Source organism: Type-A symbiont of Plautia stali (genome assembly GCF_059731155.1).
In genome coordinates this window covers 121,696-135,897 of record NZ_AP035891.1, presented here as the reverse complement: position 1 = coordinate 135,897, position 14,202 = coordinate 121,696, and the positions used below count along the sequence as shown (strand labels likewise).

At 59.4% G+C, this 14,202-nt stretch carries 17 protein-coding genes and 1 pseudogene; 10 read left to right on the top strand and 8 right to left on the bottom strand.

The genetic code is table 11. From position 1 onward, the window contains the following. Positions 1-134 precede the first annotated feature (134 nt). Together guaB and guaA are read left to right on the top strand one after the other, a co-directional pair. Entirely contained in the window at positions 135-1,601 is a 1,467-nt protein-coding gene (guaB, locus tag AC6I8M_RS00780; RefSeq protein WP_010617623.1) for an IMP dehydrogenase, read from the top strand. Between the two features lie 72 nt (positions 1,602-1,673). Further along, positions 1,674-3,254, top strand: a complete 1,581-nt coding sequence (gene guaA, locus AC6I8M_RS00775) for a glutamine-hydrolyzing GMP synthase (RefSeq protein ID WP_010617622.1) — start codon at positions 1,674-1,676, stop codon at positions 3,252-3,254. A gap of 124 nt (positions 3,255-3,378) precedes the next feature. Here the strand turns inward: guaA and AC6I8M_RS00770 are convergent, their stop codons facing one another. Continuing rightward, positions 3,379-4,290, bottom strand: coding sequence for a LysR family transcriptional regulator (locus tag AC6I8M_RS00770; protein ID WP_010617621.1), 912 nt, complete (start codon positions 4,288-4,290; stop codon positions 3,379-3,381). Between the two features lie 202 nt (positions 4,291-4,492). Here AC6I8M_RS00770 and AC6I8M_RS00765 point away from each other — a divergent pair, with 202 nt between their 5' ends. The 3 genes from AC6I8M_RS00765 (at position 4,493) to AC6I8M_RS00755 (ending at position 6,266) form a co-directional block, all read left to right on the top strand. Beyond that, positions 4,493-4,831, top strand: a complete 339-nt coding sequence (locus AC6I8M_RS00765) for an ester cyclase (RefSeq protein ID WP_010617620.1) — start codon at positions 4,493-4,495, stop codon at positions 4,829-4,831. A gap of 20 nt (positions 4,832-4,851) precedes the next feature. Then, positions 4,852-5,772, top strand: a complete 921-nt coding sequence (locus tag AC6I8M_RS00760) for an NADP-dependent oxidoreductase (protein WP_498013624.1) — start codon at positions 4,852-4,854, stop codon at positions 5,770-5,772. Positions 5,773-5,897: 125 nt separating this feature from the next. Next, positions 5,898-6,266, top strand: coding sequence for a hypothetical protein (locus AC6I8M_RS00755; protein ID WP_010617618.1), 369 nt, complete (start codon positions 5,898-5,900; stop codon positions 6,264-6,266). A gap of 6 nt (positions 6,267-6,272) precedes the next feature. Here the strand turns inward: AC6I8M_RS00755 and AC6I8M_RS00750 are convergent, their stop codons facing one another. The 3 genes from AC6I8M_RS00750 to AC6I8M_RS00740 all read right to left on the bottom strand — a co-directional run bounded on the left by AC6I8M_RS00750 (position 6,273) and on the right by AC6I8M_RS00740 (position 7,182). Beyond that, the gene (locus AC6I8M_RS00750; RefSeq protein ID WP_010617617.1) at positions 6,273-6,449 is read right to left on the bottom strand and encodes a type 2 periplasmic-binding domain-containing protein; all 177 of its coding nucleotides are present in this window, start codon (positions 6,447-6,449) and stop codon (positions 6,273-6,275) included. Next, complete coding sequence (locus tag AC6I8M_RS00745) at positions 6,450-6,713, bottom strand: LysR substrate-binding domain-containing protein (protein ID WP_010617616.1); 264 nt, start codon at positions 6,711-6,713, stop codon at positions 6,450-6,452. A gap of 67 nt (positions 6,714-6,780) precedes the next feature. Then, positions 6,781-7,182 (bottom strand): LysR family transcriptional regulator, encoded by a 402-nt coding sequence (locus AC6I8M_RS00740; protein ID WP_010617615.1) that lies wholly within the window; start codon positions 7,180-7,182, stop codon positions 6,781-6,783. Positions 7,183-7,322: 140 nt separating this feature from the next. Here AC6I8M_RS00740 and AC6I8M_RS00735 point away from each other — a divergent pair, with 140 nt between their 5' ends. From AC6I8M_RS00735 to AC6I8M_RS00715, 5 genes are all read left to right on the top strand, one after another. Further along, positions 7,323-8,552 (top strand): amidohydrolase family protein, encoded by a 1,230-nt coding sequence (locus AC6I8M_RS00735; RefSeq protein ID WP_498013623.1) that lies wholly within the window; start codon positions 7,323-7,325, stop codon positions 8,550-8,552. 53 nt (positions 8,553-8,605) lie between these two features. Continuing rightward, complete coding sequence (locus tag AC6I8M_RS00730) at positions 8,606-9,013, top strand: MFS transporter (RefSeq protein WP_498013622.1); 408 nt, start codon at positions 8,606-8,608, stop codon at positions 9,011-9,013. A 39-nt stretch (positions 9,014-9,052) separates the two neighbouring features. Next, positions 9,053-9,793, top strand: coding sequence for an MFS transporter (locus AC6I8M_RS00725; RefSeq protein WP_010617612.1), 741 nt, complete (start codon positions 9,053-9,055; stop codon positions 9,791-9,793). Between the two features lie 10 nt (positions 9,794-9,803). Beyond that, the gene (locus AC6I8M_RS00720) at positions 9,804-10,568 is read left to right on the top strand and encodes an SDR family oxidoreductase (protein WP_058948699.1); all 765 of its coding nucleotides are present in this window, start codon (positions 9,804-9,806) and stop codon (positions 10,566-10,568) included. Positions 10,569-10,691: 123 nt separating this feature from the next. Further along, entirely contained in the window at positions 10,692-11,468 is a 777-nt protein-coding gene (locus AC6I8M_RS00715; RefSeq protein ID WP_022548296.1) for a DUF3750 domain-containing protein, read from the top strand. Between the two features lie 54 nt (positions 11,469-11,522). On the opposite strand, the gene AC6I8M_RS00710 is transcribed toward AC6I8M_RS00715, so the two are convergent. The 4 genes and pseudogenes from AC6I8M_RS00710 to tehB all read right to left on the bottom strand — a co-directional run bounded on the left by AC6I8M_RS00710 (position 11,523) and on the right by tehB (position 14,190). Continuing rightward, positions 11,523-11,702: a GDFGVC terminal motif YodC-like protein gene (locus tag AC6I8M_RS00710; protein WP_010617609.1), complete on the bottom strand. Its 180-nt coding sequence runs from the start codon at positions 11,700-11,702 to the stop codon at positions 11,523-11,525. Between the two features lie 47 nt (positions 11,703-11,749). Beyond that, positions 11,750-13,082: pseudogene (locus AC6I8M_RS00705) on the bottom strand (magnesium transporter). 124 nt (positions 13,083-13,206) lie between these two features. Continuing rightward, complete coding sequence (locus AC6I8M_RS00700; RefSeq protein WP_022548292.1) at positions 13,207-13,392, bottom strand: YfgG family protein; 186 nt, start codon at positions 13,390-13,392, stop codon at positions 13,207-13,209. A 198-nt stretch (positions 13,393-13,590) separates the two neighbouring features. Continuing rightward, entirely contained in the window at positions 13,591-14,190 is a 600-nt protein-coding gene (gene tehB / locus AC6I8M_RS00695; protein ID WP_010617607.1) for a tellurite resistance methyltransferase TehB, read from the bottom strand. Between the last annotated feature and the right edge of the window lie 12 nt (positions 14,191-14,202).

The window sequence follows — 14,202 nt, the reverse complement described above, 5'->3', positions numbered from 1 at the left end:
TTAACCGATACTACATGCCTGCCCCGGAGGATCAAGACTTTTTCCGAAAAAACACTGGAGGCAACCGATTTCGGCCTGTATAATGCCGCGGCAATATTTTATCTGTTTTAAACACCCCAGGTGGAGATATTGCAATGTTAAGAATCGCGAAAGAAGCCCTCACATTTGACGACGTCCTGCTCGTTCCCGCTCACTCCACTGTTTTACCCAACACGGCCGATCTCAGCACCCAGCTGACCAAAAATATCCGTCTCAACATTCCTATGCTGTCTGCAGCGATGGACACCGTGACCGAAGCCGGTCTGGCGATTGCGCTGGCGCAGGAAGGCGGTCTGGGCTTTATCCACAAAAACATGTCGATTGAGCGCCAAGCGGATGAAGTTCGCAAGGTGAAAAAACACGAAAGCGGCGTCGTAACGGAGCCACAGACCGTGCTGCCAACCACCACGCTGGCCGAAGTAAAAGAGCTGACCAAACGTAACGGCTTTGCCGGTTATCCGGTGGTCAACGCTGACAACGAGCTGGTGGGCATCATTACCGGTCGTGACGTGCGCTTCGTGACCGATATGACGCTGCCGGTGACCGCCGTCATGACGCCGAAAGAGCGCTTGGTGACGGTGAAAGAGGGAGAAGCGCGTGAAGTCGTGCTGCAGAAAATGCACGAAAAACGCGTCGAGAAAGCGCTGGTTGTTGACGACAGCTTCCACATGCTGGGCATGATTACCGTTAAAGATTTCCAGAAAGCCGAGCGTAAACCTAACGCCTGTAAAGATGCGCAGGGTCGTCTGCGCGTCGGTGCCGCGGTGGGTGCCGGTGCCGGCAACGAAGAGCGTGTTGATGCGCTGGTCGCCGCGGGCGTTGACGTGCTGCTGATCGATTCCTCTCACGGCCACTCCGAAGGCGTACTGCAGCGTATCAGTGAAACCCGCGCAAAATATCCGAACCTCGAAATCATCGGCGGCAACGTGGCGACCGGTGCAGGCGCACTGGCGCTGGCTAACGCGGGCGTGAGCGCGGTGAAAGTGGGCATCGGTCCGGGCTCCATCTGTACTACCCGTATCGTTACCGGCGTTGGCGTACCGCAGATCACGGCGGTATCCGACGCGGTTGAAGCGCTGGAAGGTACTGGTATTCCGGTCATCGCTGACGGCGGTATCCGTTTCTCTGGCGACATCGCCAAAGCCATCGCAGCTGGTGCGTCGGCGGTAATGGTCGGCTCAATGCTGGCCGGTACCGAAGAATCGCCGGGCGAAATCGAACTCTATCAGGGCCGTGCGTTCAAATCCTACCGCGGAATGGGTTCACTGGGCGCAATGTCCAAAGGCTCGTCTGACCGTTACTTCCAGAGCGATAACGCCGCCGACAAACTGGTGCCGGAAGGTATCGAAGGGCGCGTCGCCTATAAAGGCCGCCTGAAAGAGATCGTGCACCAGCAGATGGGCGGCCTGCGCTCCTGCATGGGCCTGACCGGTTGCCCGACCATCGACGATCTGCGCACCAAAGCCGAGTTCGTGCGCATCAGCGGCGCCGGCATCAACGAAAGCCACGTGCACGATGTGACCATCACCAAAGAGTCACCGAACTACCGCATGGGTTCATAATCCCGTAAGATTTCCCGCCCGGCTCCAGCCGGGCGCTTTTATTATTAAGTCCATCCCAATGGAAACGCCTCAATGACGACTGAAAATATTCATAAACATCGTATTTTGATCCTCGATTTTGGTTCTCAGTATACGCAGCTGGTCGCGCGCCGCGTGCGTGAGCTGGGCGTCTACTGCGAACTCTGGGCGTGGGATGTCACCGAAGAGCAAATCCGCCAGTTCAACCCGAACGGCATCATCCTGTCCGGTGGTCCGGAAAGCACCACCGAGCACAACAGCCCGCGCGCGCCGGAATATGTGTTCAACGCTGGTGTGCCGGTGCTGGGCGTGTGCTATGGCATGCAGACCATGGCGATGCAGCTGGGCGGTAAGGTTGAAGGCTCGAACGAGCGTGAATTTGGTTATGCGCAGGTTGAAGTGACAACCCCGAGCGCGCTGGTGCGTGATATCGAAGATGCCATCAGCGCGGCGGGCAAACCGCTGCTCGACGTGTGGATGAGCCACGGAGACAAAGTCACGGCGATCCCGGCAGACTTCGTGACTGTTGCCAGCACCGAAAGCTGCCCGTTTGCCATCATGGTCAACGAAGAGAAGCGTTTCTACGGCGTGCAGTTCCATCCGGAAGTGACGCACACCCGTCAGGGCCTGCGCATGCTGGAGCGTTTTGTGCGCAACATCTGCGGCTGTGAAGCGCTGTGGACGCCAGCTAAAATCATCGAAGATGCGGTAGAGCGCATCCGTGAGCAGGTGGGTGAAGACCGTGTGATTCTCGGCCTGTCCGGCGGCGTGGACTCGTCCGTGACCGCGATGCTGCTGCACCGCGCGATTGGTGAGCGCCTGACCTGTGTGTTCGTCGATAACGGACTGCTGCGTCTGAATGAAGCTGAGCAGGTGATGGACATGTTCGGCGACCACTTTGGTCTGAACATCGTGCACGTTGCGGCAGAAGGGCGCTTCCTCGACGCGCTGGCGGGCGAGAACGATCCGGAAGCCAAACGTAAAATCATCGGCCGCGTGTTCGTGGAAGTGTTCGACGAAGAAGCGCTGAAGCTGACCGACGTGAAGTGGCTGGCGCAGGGCACCATCTATCCGGACGTGATTGAGTCGGCGGCTTCGACCACCGGTAAAGCGCACGTGATCAAATCGCACCACAACGTGGGCGGTCTGCCAAAAGAGATGAAGATGGGCCTAATTGAGCCGCTGAAAGAGCTGTTCAAAGATGAAGTGCGTAAAATCGGTCTGGAACTCGGCCTGCCTTACGACATGCTGTACCGCCATCCATTCCCGGGCCCGGGTCTGGGCGTGCGCGTACTGGGTGAAGTGAAGAAAGAGTACTGCGACCTGCTGCGCCGTGCTGATGCCATCTTTATCGAAGAGCTGCGCAAAGCCGATCTGTACAATAAAGTCAGCCAGGCCTTTACCGTGTTCCTGCCGGTGCGCTCTGTCGGCGTGATGGGCGATGGTCGTAAATACGACTGGGTGGTTTCCCTGCGTGCTGTCGAAACCATCGACTTCATGACGGCCCACTGGGCGCACCTGCCGTACGACTTCCTCGGCCACGTCTCCAACCGCATCATCAACGAAGTGAACGGCATTTCTCGCGTGGTTTATGACATTTCAGGTAAACCGCCCGCGACGATTGAGTGGGAATAACGTCCGCTCTGGCAACCGCCAGCACATAAAAGCAGTAAAGTAACTCTAAGCCCGCGTAAATGCGGGCTTTTTTATCCTGCCATCTTTCGCATCGCCCGATCCGCGCAGAATCCAGATACAGCGCCTACAGCCGCGCCGCCTGTTGCTCAATAAATTCCCTGAACCACTGCTGGGCGGGATGCGCGTCGCTGCGCCGGTGCCAGATCAGGTTAAACACCATTTCGGGCAACGACAGCGGTGGAGGGAACAGCACCAACTGGCGACTGGCCTGCGCATGCAGCGCCACGCGCTTCATCACGGTCGCCGTCATATGGGTTTGCGCCACGATAGATGGCACGGCAAACATCTGCTGCAGCGTCAGTCCCAGCCGACGCTTTTTACCCTGCTGCGCCAGCACCTGATCAACCAGGCCGTACAGTTCACCTTCCGGCGAGACGAGAATATGCGGCAGCGCTAGGTAACTCTCCATATTCATGCCGCGTCTGGCCGCCGGATGGTTGCTGGCGACGATGGTGACGAATTCGTCGCGCAGTATGGGCCGGGAGATGATGCGGCTATCGCTGTGGGTGGGCATGACGCCGATGGCGACATCAATCGTGCCGGCATCTAACAAATCGACCGCGTGATCGCGGTTGGTAAACGCCTGCACATTCAATGACACGCTAGGGGCGGCGTCCGGTAGCGCCTGCATTAACGAAGGCAGCAACACGAAAGTCGGATACTCTGACACGCCCAGCTTGAAATTTATTTGCGCTTTTTCCGCTGCAAACGCGGGCTTTGCCACCAGCGTCGCTTCGAGCTGGCGCAACGCCTTGGCGATGGGGCCGGACAGATCGCGCGCACGCGCGGTCGGCAGTAAACCCTCCGCGCTGCGCATGAGCAGCGGGTCACCGAACAGGGTGCGTAATCGCGACAAAGCGCCACTCATCGCCGGCTGGCTGACGCCCACCTGGGTCGCCGCCCGCATGACGTTGCGCTCGTTCATCAGCGCGTCAAAAGCCACTAACAGATTGAGATCGATCCCATGAAAATCCATATGGCAAATAATTACTCATATTGAATATTTGCTGGACGAATTATAGGGCACTGCGCAAAATTCCACAACCAACCCCCACCTGAAAGTGAATAACGATGAATCCAGCAGCAGAAATACGTGCAACGGCTGAAAATTGAACGACAGGCGGTAGAGACGCTCTATCAGAGCCTTCAGCGACAACAACCCCGATCTGGTCGATAGCGTGCTGGCACCGTCATGGGAGGACATTCCGCTGGCGCCGGGACAGGCGGCCGGGCCGGAAGGCATCAAGCCCATCATTCGCATGCTGGCGCAAGCCTTTCCGGACGTGCAGATCGTGGTGCATGACATGATTCAGGAGCTTGGCCGCATCGCGGCGCGGGCGGAAATCAGCGGCACCCATCTCTGCGAAATTTTCGGTATCGCGCCGACCGGTAAAAAAGTGAGCTTCCGTCTCCATGAGTTCCATGTGCTGGAGGACGGCCGTCTGATCACCACCTGGCACATGGAAGATTGGTTTGGCTTGTTCCTCCAGCTTGGCCAGTTTCCGCCACAAGCCTGAATCAGACCGGAGAGTTGATAATGAAAGCAGCATTGATTGATACGTTTGGCCCAGCGGATGTGCTGACGATTGGCGAACGTCAATTACGCGCCGCCAGTCCGGATGAGGTGACGGTGCAGGTTGAAGCGGCGAGTGTTAACCCACTGGATGTGAAAATCATCTCAGGGCACATGCAGCAGGTTTTCCCGGTGGAACTGCCTTACGTGCCGGGCATGGATTTCTGCGGCGTGATTACGGCGGTTGGCGAGCGCGTGAACCATTTAAAAGCGGGCGATCGCGTATTCGGGCGCACGCCACCGGGCGCAGGCGGGGCTTTTGCACAAAGCCTGGTGATTGCCGCCGATGACGTATGTCTTGTCCCGGCGGCGATGAGTGCTGAACAGGCCGCGGCGCTGCCTACCGCGTTTGGCTCCGCGCAGCAGGCATTGTTCGATGTGGGCCAGCTCCAGCGTGGAGAGCGCGTGCTGATTCACGCCGCAGCGGGTGGCGTCTGCAGCATGGCCGTCCAGCTGGCGCATCAGGCGGGCGCTGATGTCATCGCCACGGCGTCTGCTAAAAACCACGCGCTGGTGACCAGTCTGGGTGCCGACGAGGTGATTGATTACCGCACGCAGGACTTCGCAGCAACGCGCGACATCGACCTAGTGATGGATAGCGTCGGCGGTGAAACGCTGAGCCGCTCCTGGTCCGTGCTGCGCGCCGGCGGTCGCATTGCCACGCTGGTGGAGTTCGGCATCACGCCTGCCAGCGGCCATCGCGGTGAGTTTGTGTTCTTCGCCAACGCGACGCCGTATCTTGCCCGGGCGAGCAGCCTGTTCCAGGCCGGGCAGTTACAGGTCATCACCGACGCTATCTTTTCGCTGGATGATGCGCGCTCCGCGCTGGAAAAGGTGGCGACCGGCCATGCGCGCGGCAAAGTGATTATCCGCGCCACCCCTTAACGCTTGGCGTCATGTCGCAGCATAAACGCGCCCGCTACCCCGCGGGCGTTTGTTTACCGGTTTGTCGCGGAGGATAAGGATGTGTTAATAATCTGGCGTTAACGGCAGAGGCTTCAGGAGGAAACGTGCTGTTTAATTTCAGAGCCGCGGACAAGCGCGCGACACCCGGCAAACGCCCGCTGACATCCATCATCATTCTCTATCTTGTGATGCTGTGCGGCACGACTTTTCTCGCTTTTCTGCCGCTGATTTGTGCGATGGGCGCGGGATATGTCGCCAGTCTGGCGGGTTGCCAGCTGGACGAAGGCAACGTGCATGCCTGTTACATCATGGGAGAAGATCGCGGCCAGTTGCTGTATGAGTTAGGCGTCATGGGCTGGTTCCTGCTCGGCACGATTCCCCTGGGGGGGATACTGTTTTTACTCGCGACGCTCACCTTCATCATTCAACTGGTGGGTTATTACCGGCAAACACGCTCTGATGGTAATCGGTAATTCGCGTCAGCTCTGTTCCGCACAAATCTCCAGACAAAACCCGAGAAATGCCTCCACCGCCGCCGGCGCCAGACGGCGCGAGGGCCGGGTAATAAACAGCGGATAAGTTTCGTCAGGCCAGTCGGGGAAAAGTTCTACCAGTTCACCGCTGGCGATCAGATGTTGCACGCTCAGCGCCGGCACCTAGGCTACGCCGGCACCGCCGACGCACGCCTGTACCATTAAATCCGGATCGGTGGTAGTCAGATGGCCGTGGGTAGCTACCGTCAGCCGCTGCGTGCCACGATGAAACTCCCAGCTAAAGGGCTTATTGCTGCGCGGATCGATGTATTGCAGACAATTGTGCTCAGTCAGCTGCTGCGGCTGCGTCGGGCGGCCACAGCGTGCCAGATAGTCCGGGGCTGCCACCGTCAGGACGCGCGTTTGTAACAGCAGGCGTGAGGTCATGGTGGACGGCGGCTACGGCCCGAAACGCACCGCAACATCAATACCTTCTGCCACCAGATCGCCCACATCAGGACTGCTGCAAAATCGTCAGTTCCAGATGCGGATAACGGGCACGCAGCAGCGGCAGCTTTGCCGCCAGCACATAGCGGGAAAACAGCGGATTCAGGCTCACGCGCAGCGTACCGCGCACCGTCACGGCGGCGCCGGAGACGTAGTTTGCTGCTTCTTCAATCCCTTCCAGATGCGGCGCCGCCCGCTCATACAGGCTGGCACCTTCGCTGGTGAGATGCAGGGTGCGGGTGGTGCGATCCAGCAGGCGCACGCCGAGACGCTGTTCCAGTCGTGAAATCGCACGGCTGACGCCCGAGGCGGACAACCCCAGCACTTCGCCGGCACGGCTGAAGCTGCCGGCTTCAACCACGGCTGCCAGCACGCTCATGCCGGATAATAGTCGGCCATCAAAACTCATCCTGTTCTCCATCTTTGATTTTTAGCAAAGATCATTTGCCTGAGCCTACCTTTATCAAAAATGCGCTGCAACTTATTGTGTGCCCCGAAACGCGACCGGCACTGACCGCCGGATTCCTGATCCCTTTTGAGGAGAATGTTATGACTGTACGGCGCACCCTTTTTAAAGGCGGCACTATCCTGACGCTGGACGCCAGCGTGCCCGACCTCGTCTGTGGCGATGTGCTGATTGAAGACGATCGTATTGCCGCCGTGGGGGAAAACCTTTCCGCCGACGATGCGCAGGTGATTGATGTCCGCGGCCATATCGTGATGCCGGGCCTAGTGGATGCGCATCACCATATGTGGCTCGGTGTGATGCGCCGCCTGATGCCCAACGTTGACGATCTGTTTGCCTATATCGATGTGGTGGCAGAAACGCTCGGCGCGCATTACCGTCCGCTGGATATGTACCTCAGCACCCGGCTGACGGCGCTGGCTTGCCTGGATGCCGGTATCACCACGGTGATTGATGCCTGCCACAGTTCACGCAGTCCGGCGCATACCGATGCGGTGCTCGACGCGCTGCAGGAGAGCGGTATTCGTGCGCTGCACATGGTTGGCGCAGCGATGGATAAGCAGGCTTCCAGCGATTATCTGCCGGGCGATCTGGCACGTCTAGCCAGCCGCTGGAACCACGCCGGCAGCCGTGTGCAGGTTGGCCTGTTTGGCCAGCTCAACTTGGCGTGGTGGCGCGTGGGGCGCGAGCTGGATATGCGCATTCTCACCGAGTTTATTGGTGACCTAGCGCAGCTGCCGGCGGAGTTCGCCCAACCCGGCTTGCTGGGTCCGCACAACATTTTCAACCACTGTACGCGCGTACCGGCGCACACCTGGCAGCAGGCGGTCGATCGCGGAATAACGCCGGCGCTCGGTATCGATCTCGATACCGCCTTCGGCAGCGATCTGTTCGGTGAAATGCAGGCGCTGTTTAACCAGCAGCGCTCAGCGATGCGCTATCGCCGCTTCCGGAGCGAAAGCGACGTACCGGCACCGATTAGTGTGGAAGCCGTACTGCAGTCGGCAACGATTAACGGCGCGCGTGCGGCCGGGCTGGAGCAGCAAACGGGCACGCTCACGCCAGGTAAACAGGCCGACGTTATTATGCTGCGCACCGATGGTATCGGCGTTTTCCCGCTGACCAGCGTGACAGCAACGGTGGTGCAGGCGGTGCAACGCGCCGATGTTGATACCGTTATGGTGGCGGGTGAACTGCGTAAACGTCATGGTCAGTTGCTCAACGTCGATGTGGCACAGCTGAACGCGGAAATCACCGCCTCGCGCGACTATCTGCTGAATGCCAGCGGCTATCACCATCCTTTGTTTGCCTGATTTACCGCAGCGCGGCGGCCTGCCGCGCTGTCTGTTCATTTATGGAGGCTGTTATGTCTGCATTAAGCGCGCAGGCTGAAGCTGCGCATTTGTCGCGACCGGCGACCGGCGTGATTGCCGCGCTGTTTTGCGGTTATCTGGTGGTCGGGTTGCCGCTGCCGGTAATCCCGCAGTTTATCCATCAGCATCTCGGTTTCAGCAACCTGTGGGTCGGGCTGGTGATTGGGATACAGTTTGTCGCCACTGTGCTGACGCGCGGTTACGCCGGTCAACTGACCGATCGCGTTGGCGGTAAGCGCTCGGCGCTGCAGGGCGCGGCGGTGCGCGCGCTGGCTCGCGTGCTGTACTGGCTGGCCGCGCTGCCGGGCTTTTCACCGGCGGTCAGTCTGTCGCTGGTGATTGCCGGACGGCTGGCGACGGGTATGGGCGAAAGCCAGTTCGTCACCGGCTGCGTGGCCTAGTCAATCGCCTCGGTCGGGCCACAGCGTGCCGGTCTGTCGATGTCCTGGACCGGCATCGGCATGTTTGCCGCGCTGTCGCTCGGTGCCCCTGCCGGCATGATGCTGTATCAGCACGTCGGCTTAGCGGCGGCGATGCTGGCCTGCATCGCGGCTCCGCTGTTGGCGGCGCTCATCGCCACGGCTGCCAGCGGTTATCGCGCGGTCGGGGGGACACGTTTGCCGTTCTATCGGGTGATTGGCCGCATCTGGCGTGAAGGCTGTGGCCTGATGCTGCAGGGCGTCGGACTGGCTGGCCTGACGGCCTTCGCCTCGCTCTACTTCGCCGCGCGTCACTGGCAGCTGGCCGGCTGGGTGATGACCGCGTTTGGCGTTGGTTTTATCGCCGTGCGCCTAGTGCTGGGACATCTGCCGGATCGCATTGGTGGCTACCGTGTGGCGGCTTATTCACTGCTGGTGGAGGCGCTGGGGCAGATGCTGCTGTGGTTTGCGCCTGACGAAACGCTGGCGCTCACCGGCGCGCTGATTACCGGTCTTGGCTGTGCGCTGATCTTTCCCGCCCTCGGCGTGGAAGCGCTGAAGCGCGTGCCGCCTACCAGTCGCGGCAGCGCCATGGGCGCCTTCGTTGCTTTTCTCGACATCGCTTATGGTATTTCCGGACCGATTGCCGGTGCCATCGCCAGCCACTTCAGCTATGCCGCCGTCTATCTGTTTGGTGCGGCCTGTGCGCTGCTCGGTGCGCTGCTGGCGCTGACATCGCGCGCCGCTTCACTTCACGCTTAAGGTGTTTTCCATGTCATGTATTTTTATTTCCGGTTCATCCACCGACCTCGGGCTGATGGCGGCTGAACTGCTGGTTGAGCAGGGCCATCAGGTGGTGCTGCACGGACGCAACGCCGCGCGTGCCCGCGCGGCGCAGGAGGCGCTACCGCAGGCTGAAGCCGTGGTCAGCGGCGACGTGATGACCATCGCCGGCGCCCGCAGTGTGGCGCAGCAGGTTAATGCGCTCGGCAGATTTGATGCGGTGATCCACAACGTGGCGGTTGGCTATCGCGAGCCTTATCAGTTAACCGCAGATGGCCTGCCGCATCTGTTCGCCATCAACACGCTGGCACCCTATATTCTTACGGCGCTGATTGAGCGGCCGCAGCGGCTGATTTACCTCAGCTCCGGCATGCATCATCATGCCGAAGCTAACCTGGATGATATTTTGTGGCAGCGGCGGCGCTGGCACGCTTTGCAGGCTTATGCTGAGAGTAAACTGCATGATGCCATGCTGGCGTTTGCCATCGCCCGGCGCTGGCCGCAGGTATACAGCAACGCGCTGGAGCCAGGCTGGGTACCGACCAAAATGGGCGGTGCCGGTGCTCCCGACGATCTCGATCAGGCGCATCATACCCAGGTGTGGTTAGCCAGCGCCGATGAAGCGCGGGTAAGCGGGGAGTACTTTTATCACCGTCAGGCGCTGGCGGCTAATCCACAGGCGCGCAATCCACGGCTGCAGCAGCAGTTGTTGGCGATATGCGCCGATATCAGCGGTATCGCCCTGCCTGACTAAGGAAAAATCAACTGACCGGGCACCGCAACGCATTTTTTGTCCACCGCATAGTTGGTGAATACAGACGCTGCCGTTTCGGCGCATCATGGCGGGAGCGTTTTTTCACCACCGGGATGTCCATGCATGTTGACTGTTAAAGCTGTTTTACTCTCTTTTCTCTGTGTGTTGTTACTGTCGCTGGCGGCCAGCCTGGCGCAGGCGACGCGCAGCGGTGAGTTCACCACCGAACGCGGCGGCTGGGCGACGGCGCGCCGTGATTCGGCCGGGCTGGCACCGGATCCGCAGCGCTTTGCCAGTGAGGCGATTGTGCAGGTGTATGCCGCGCCGACCTACGGCTGGAAAGGTGCGGTGGCCGTGCATCCGTGGATTATCTTTAAGCGCGCCGGAGAAACCCGCTACAACCGTTATGAGGTGATCAGCTGGGGCAGCGGCGATAAAGTGCGCCGCAACAGCAATCTGCCGGACGGCTACTGGTACGGTGCGCGTCCGCGTTTGCTGGTGTCACATCGCGGTGCGGCTGCGCAGGCGATGATCCCGCAGATTGAAGCGGCGATTCAATCCTATCCGTGGCCCAACACCTATCATGCGTGGCCGGGCCCCAACAGCAACACTTTCCTCGCTCACATTGGCCGTGAAGTGCCGGCGCTGAAGCTCGATTTGCCCGCCAATGCCATCGGTAAGGATTTCCGTTCGCTGCTGCATCCGCTTGACCTGCCGCCATCCGGGCGCGGCGTGCAGCTGTCGCTGCTCGGCGTGCTGGGCGTCACGCTGGGAGCAGAAGAGGGCGTGGAGGTGAATCTGCTGGGACTGAATCTGGGGCTGGATTTCACGCCGCTGCGCCTGCGGCTGCCGTTTATCGGCGGGGTGGGGCAGGATAATTTACAGAAGGATAAGCCCTGAGACGGCGCCGTGCCGCGACAGCATCTGTTCGCGGGCGGCGCGGGCTCGCAGCCGTTAACACACGCCGAAATCCCCGTCTTCATGATAGAGATTGACGCTGTCGGCCTTCACCTCGATCTCTTTTTTGATCGGATCGTCAACGCGGGCACACCACAGCGTATCGCCCGCAACGCGCAGCACCTGCATTTTTGGACCACCGGTTTTCGCCTGCACAAAATCATCCACGTTAAACATCACTGCTCTCCAGTTGATTAGGGATCAACGCTGATTGTAGCTGCGCTTTAGTGGCCGTGCAGCAGAAACAGCGTGGCCAGACCGAGGAAGATAAAGAAGCCGCCGGTATCGGTGATGGCGGTGATCAGCACGCTGGAGCCGACCGCCGGGTCGCGTTTGAGTTTGGTCATGATGAGCGGAATCAGCACACCCATCAGCGCCGCCAGCAGCAGATTCAGCACCATCGCCAGCATCATCACGCCACCCAGTTGCAGGTTGTCGTACATCAGCCAGGTCACGCCGCCCATGATGCCGCCCCAGAACAGGCCGTTAAGCAGCGCCACGCCCAGTTCGCGCACAATCAGAAACGAAAAGTTGCCGGGTTCAACCTGATGCAGCGCCAGCGCGCGCACGATCATGGTAATAGTCTGATTGCCGGTGTTACCGCCAATGCCGGCGACAATCGGCATCAGCGTGGCCAAGCGCCACCAGCTGCGAAATGGTGTCCTCAGACAGGCCAATGACGCGCGAGGCGGTAAACGCCGTGCACAGGTTGACGGCCAGCCAGGTCCAGCGCTTTCTTACTGCTTTGCGCACCGGTGCAAACACGTCTACCCTGGCTGATGCCGCCCATCTTACGGATGTTGCTTTGGTTCTCTTCGTTCACCAGGTCAATCACATCTTCCACGGTGATACGGCCAATCAGCTTGCCTTTGGCATCGGTCACCGCAGCAGAAATCAGGTTATAGCGTTCGAAGGCGCTGGCGGCTTCTTCCGCTTTGTCATCCAGCAGGAAAGTGGTGGGGCGCGCGTTCATCACCTCAGCCACCAGCGTTTTAGGCTTGTTGAGCAGGATATCGGTCAGCGCCAGTTCACCCAGCAGCTAATTGTGTTCGTCGGTGATGAAGATTTTATCGGTGCCGTCCGGCATGCTTTTGCGCTTGCGCAGAAAGCGTTGCACCGTCGCCAGCGTCACGTCTGAGCGCACGGTCAGGATATTGAAGTCCATCACCTGGCCGACGCGATCGCGATCCAGCTCAATCACGTCCAGCAGTCGGGCGCGCAGGATTTCGCGGTCGGTCATCTCTTCCGTCAGGCTGGCCCACACGGTTTCGGAGGCCTCCACCAGCACGCGACCGCGCTGCTCATACGGCACCAGGCGCCACAGCGCCAGACGCTCCTCTTCCGGCAGCGCTTCGCGAATGTCCGCCAGGTCGGCCGCGTGCAGCTGCGGCAGTTCATGCTCCAGCTGCTGACGCCAGCCAGTAATTTTGCGCAGTTCGGCGGCGTTGAGGTCGACGGATTATCCAGCAGCACATCGACTAAATTGTGCTCGCTGAGCAGAAGGTGCAGAATTCGCTGGCGGGTTTCTGATAGTTGTTGTGCGTGCAAAGCAGATATAACGCGTCCTTTGTGTCTGTAAAGTCAGGTCAAAGTGTAGCGCGTTGCGGGTAAAGTGGGCGTAACAAGCAGTATTGCCGCGGCGGACAATGTGATGGCAGAGCGACGATGACCCGCAAATTCCTTAGCGCGTCTCGCTGGTGCTCAGTGTGACCGGTTCAGGTGCGGCTTTCTTTTGCTGATGATGCTCGATGGCACCGGGAATAATGAAAATCAGACGGCCAACCAAAATAAAGAAACTGATCAGCAAAACGATGCGGGTCATGGTACCGGTTTTGGGACGTCTTCGTGCAGAGATGGCGCTATTCACGCGGGGTGGTTCCTGTCAAAGCCCGGCTGGGCGGTGGCAACATTTAGTCACAACCCGACCGGGAGGTCAACTGCTGCGTGAAAAATGAGCAGGAAAGGTTAAGGTTGCCTTGATCGATATCAGCCGCCGGGCGAAGCATGCGTCATCGACTCTGTAGGGGCGCCATTTATGGCGACCGAACCATCATGATGCCAGACATCAGTAGCTGGCTTTCTGCGCCAGCAGGGTAGCGAAGCGATACTTAATGCGCTGGCCGTGTTCATCGCGGCGATGCAGTTCACCGACCTCTTCGTTGTACTTCACGATGTGCCAGTTACGGTAATAATGGCTCAGCTCGCCCGATTTAAAGGTAAACGGGAAATTTTGCGTGTTGGGATAATCGTCGGTGCTCATCGCCGCCACAATCAGGTTGTAACCGAACTTGCGCGTGCTGGCCTGCATATCGGCGATCAGCTGCGGAATGGTCGCCGGCTGCAGGAACATCATCACCACGGTGGAAAACACAAACTGATAATCACCGTTGAAACGCACCTGATTTAGGTCGCACTGTTCGGTATGTATCTGCTGCAGCTGCTCTTCCGCGATGATGCTGTTAAGGCGTTCCAGGCTCTGCGGGTTGTTGTCCCAGGCGGTAACAGCAAAACCGTGCTGATTAAACAGCAGGCTGTTACGGCCCTGGCCGCAGCCGAGGTCCAGCACTTTACCCACTTCCAGTTTTGGCAGCGCGGCCAGCACTTCGGAGTGGGGCGGCGTCAGACCGTATTTCTCCGCAAAATAGTTATCGGGGCGTGTTGTCATAGTGCTATTGCG

Coding starts and splice junctions, on each gene's coding strand:
- AC6I8M_RS00760 (WP_498013624.1), top strand. CDS start 4,852: ATGAAAGCAGCATTGATTGATACGTTTGGCCCAGCGGATGTGCTGACG.
- AC6I8M_RS00730 (WP_498013622.1), top strand. CDS start 8,606: ATGTCTGCATTAAGCGCGCAGGCTGAAGCTGCGCATTTGTCGCGACCG.
- AC6I8M_RS00740 (WP_010617615.1), bottom strand. CDS start 7,182: ATGAGTTTTGATGGCCGACTATTATCCGGCATGAGCGTGCTGGCAGCC.
- AC6I8M_RS00710 (WP_010617609.1), bottom strand. CDS start 11,702: ATGTTTAACGTGGATGATTTTGTGCAGGCGAAAACCGGTGGTCCAAAA.
- tehB (WP_010617607.1), bottom strand. CDS start 14,190: ATGACAACACGCCCCGATAACTATTTTGCGGAGAAATACGGTCTGACG.
- AC6I8M_RS00725 (WP_010617612.1), top strand. CDS start 9,053: ATGTCCTGGACCGGCATCGGCATGTTTGCCGCGCTGTCGCTCGGTGCC.
- guaB (WP_010617623.1), top strand. CDS start 135: ATGTTAAGAATCGCGAAAGAAGCCCTCACATTTGACGACGTCCTGCTC.
- AC6I8M_RS00770 (WP_010617621.1), bottom strand. CDS start 4,290: ATGGATTTTCATGGGATCGATCTCAATCTGTTAGTGGCTTTTGACGCG.
- AC6I8M_RS00720 (WP_058948699.1), top strand. CDS start 9,804: ATGTCATGTATTTTTATTTCCGGTTCATCCACCGACCTCGGGCTGATG.
- AC6I8M_RS00735 (WP_498013623.1), top strand. CDS start 7,323: ATGACTGTACGGCGCACCCTTTTTAAAGGCGGCACTATCCTGACGCTG.
- AC6I8M_RS00715 (WP_022548296.1), top strand. CDS start 10,692: ATGTTGACTGTTAAAGCTGTTTTACTCTCTTTTCTCTGTGTGTTGTTA.
- AC6I8M_RS00745 (WP_010617616.1), bottom strand. CDS start 6,713: ATGACCTCACGCCTGCTGTTACAAACGCGCGTCCTGACGGTGGCAGCC.
- guaA (WP_010617622.1), top strand. CDS start 1,674: ATGACGACTGAAAATATTCATAAACATCGTATTTTGATCCTCGATTTT.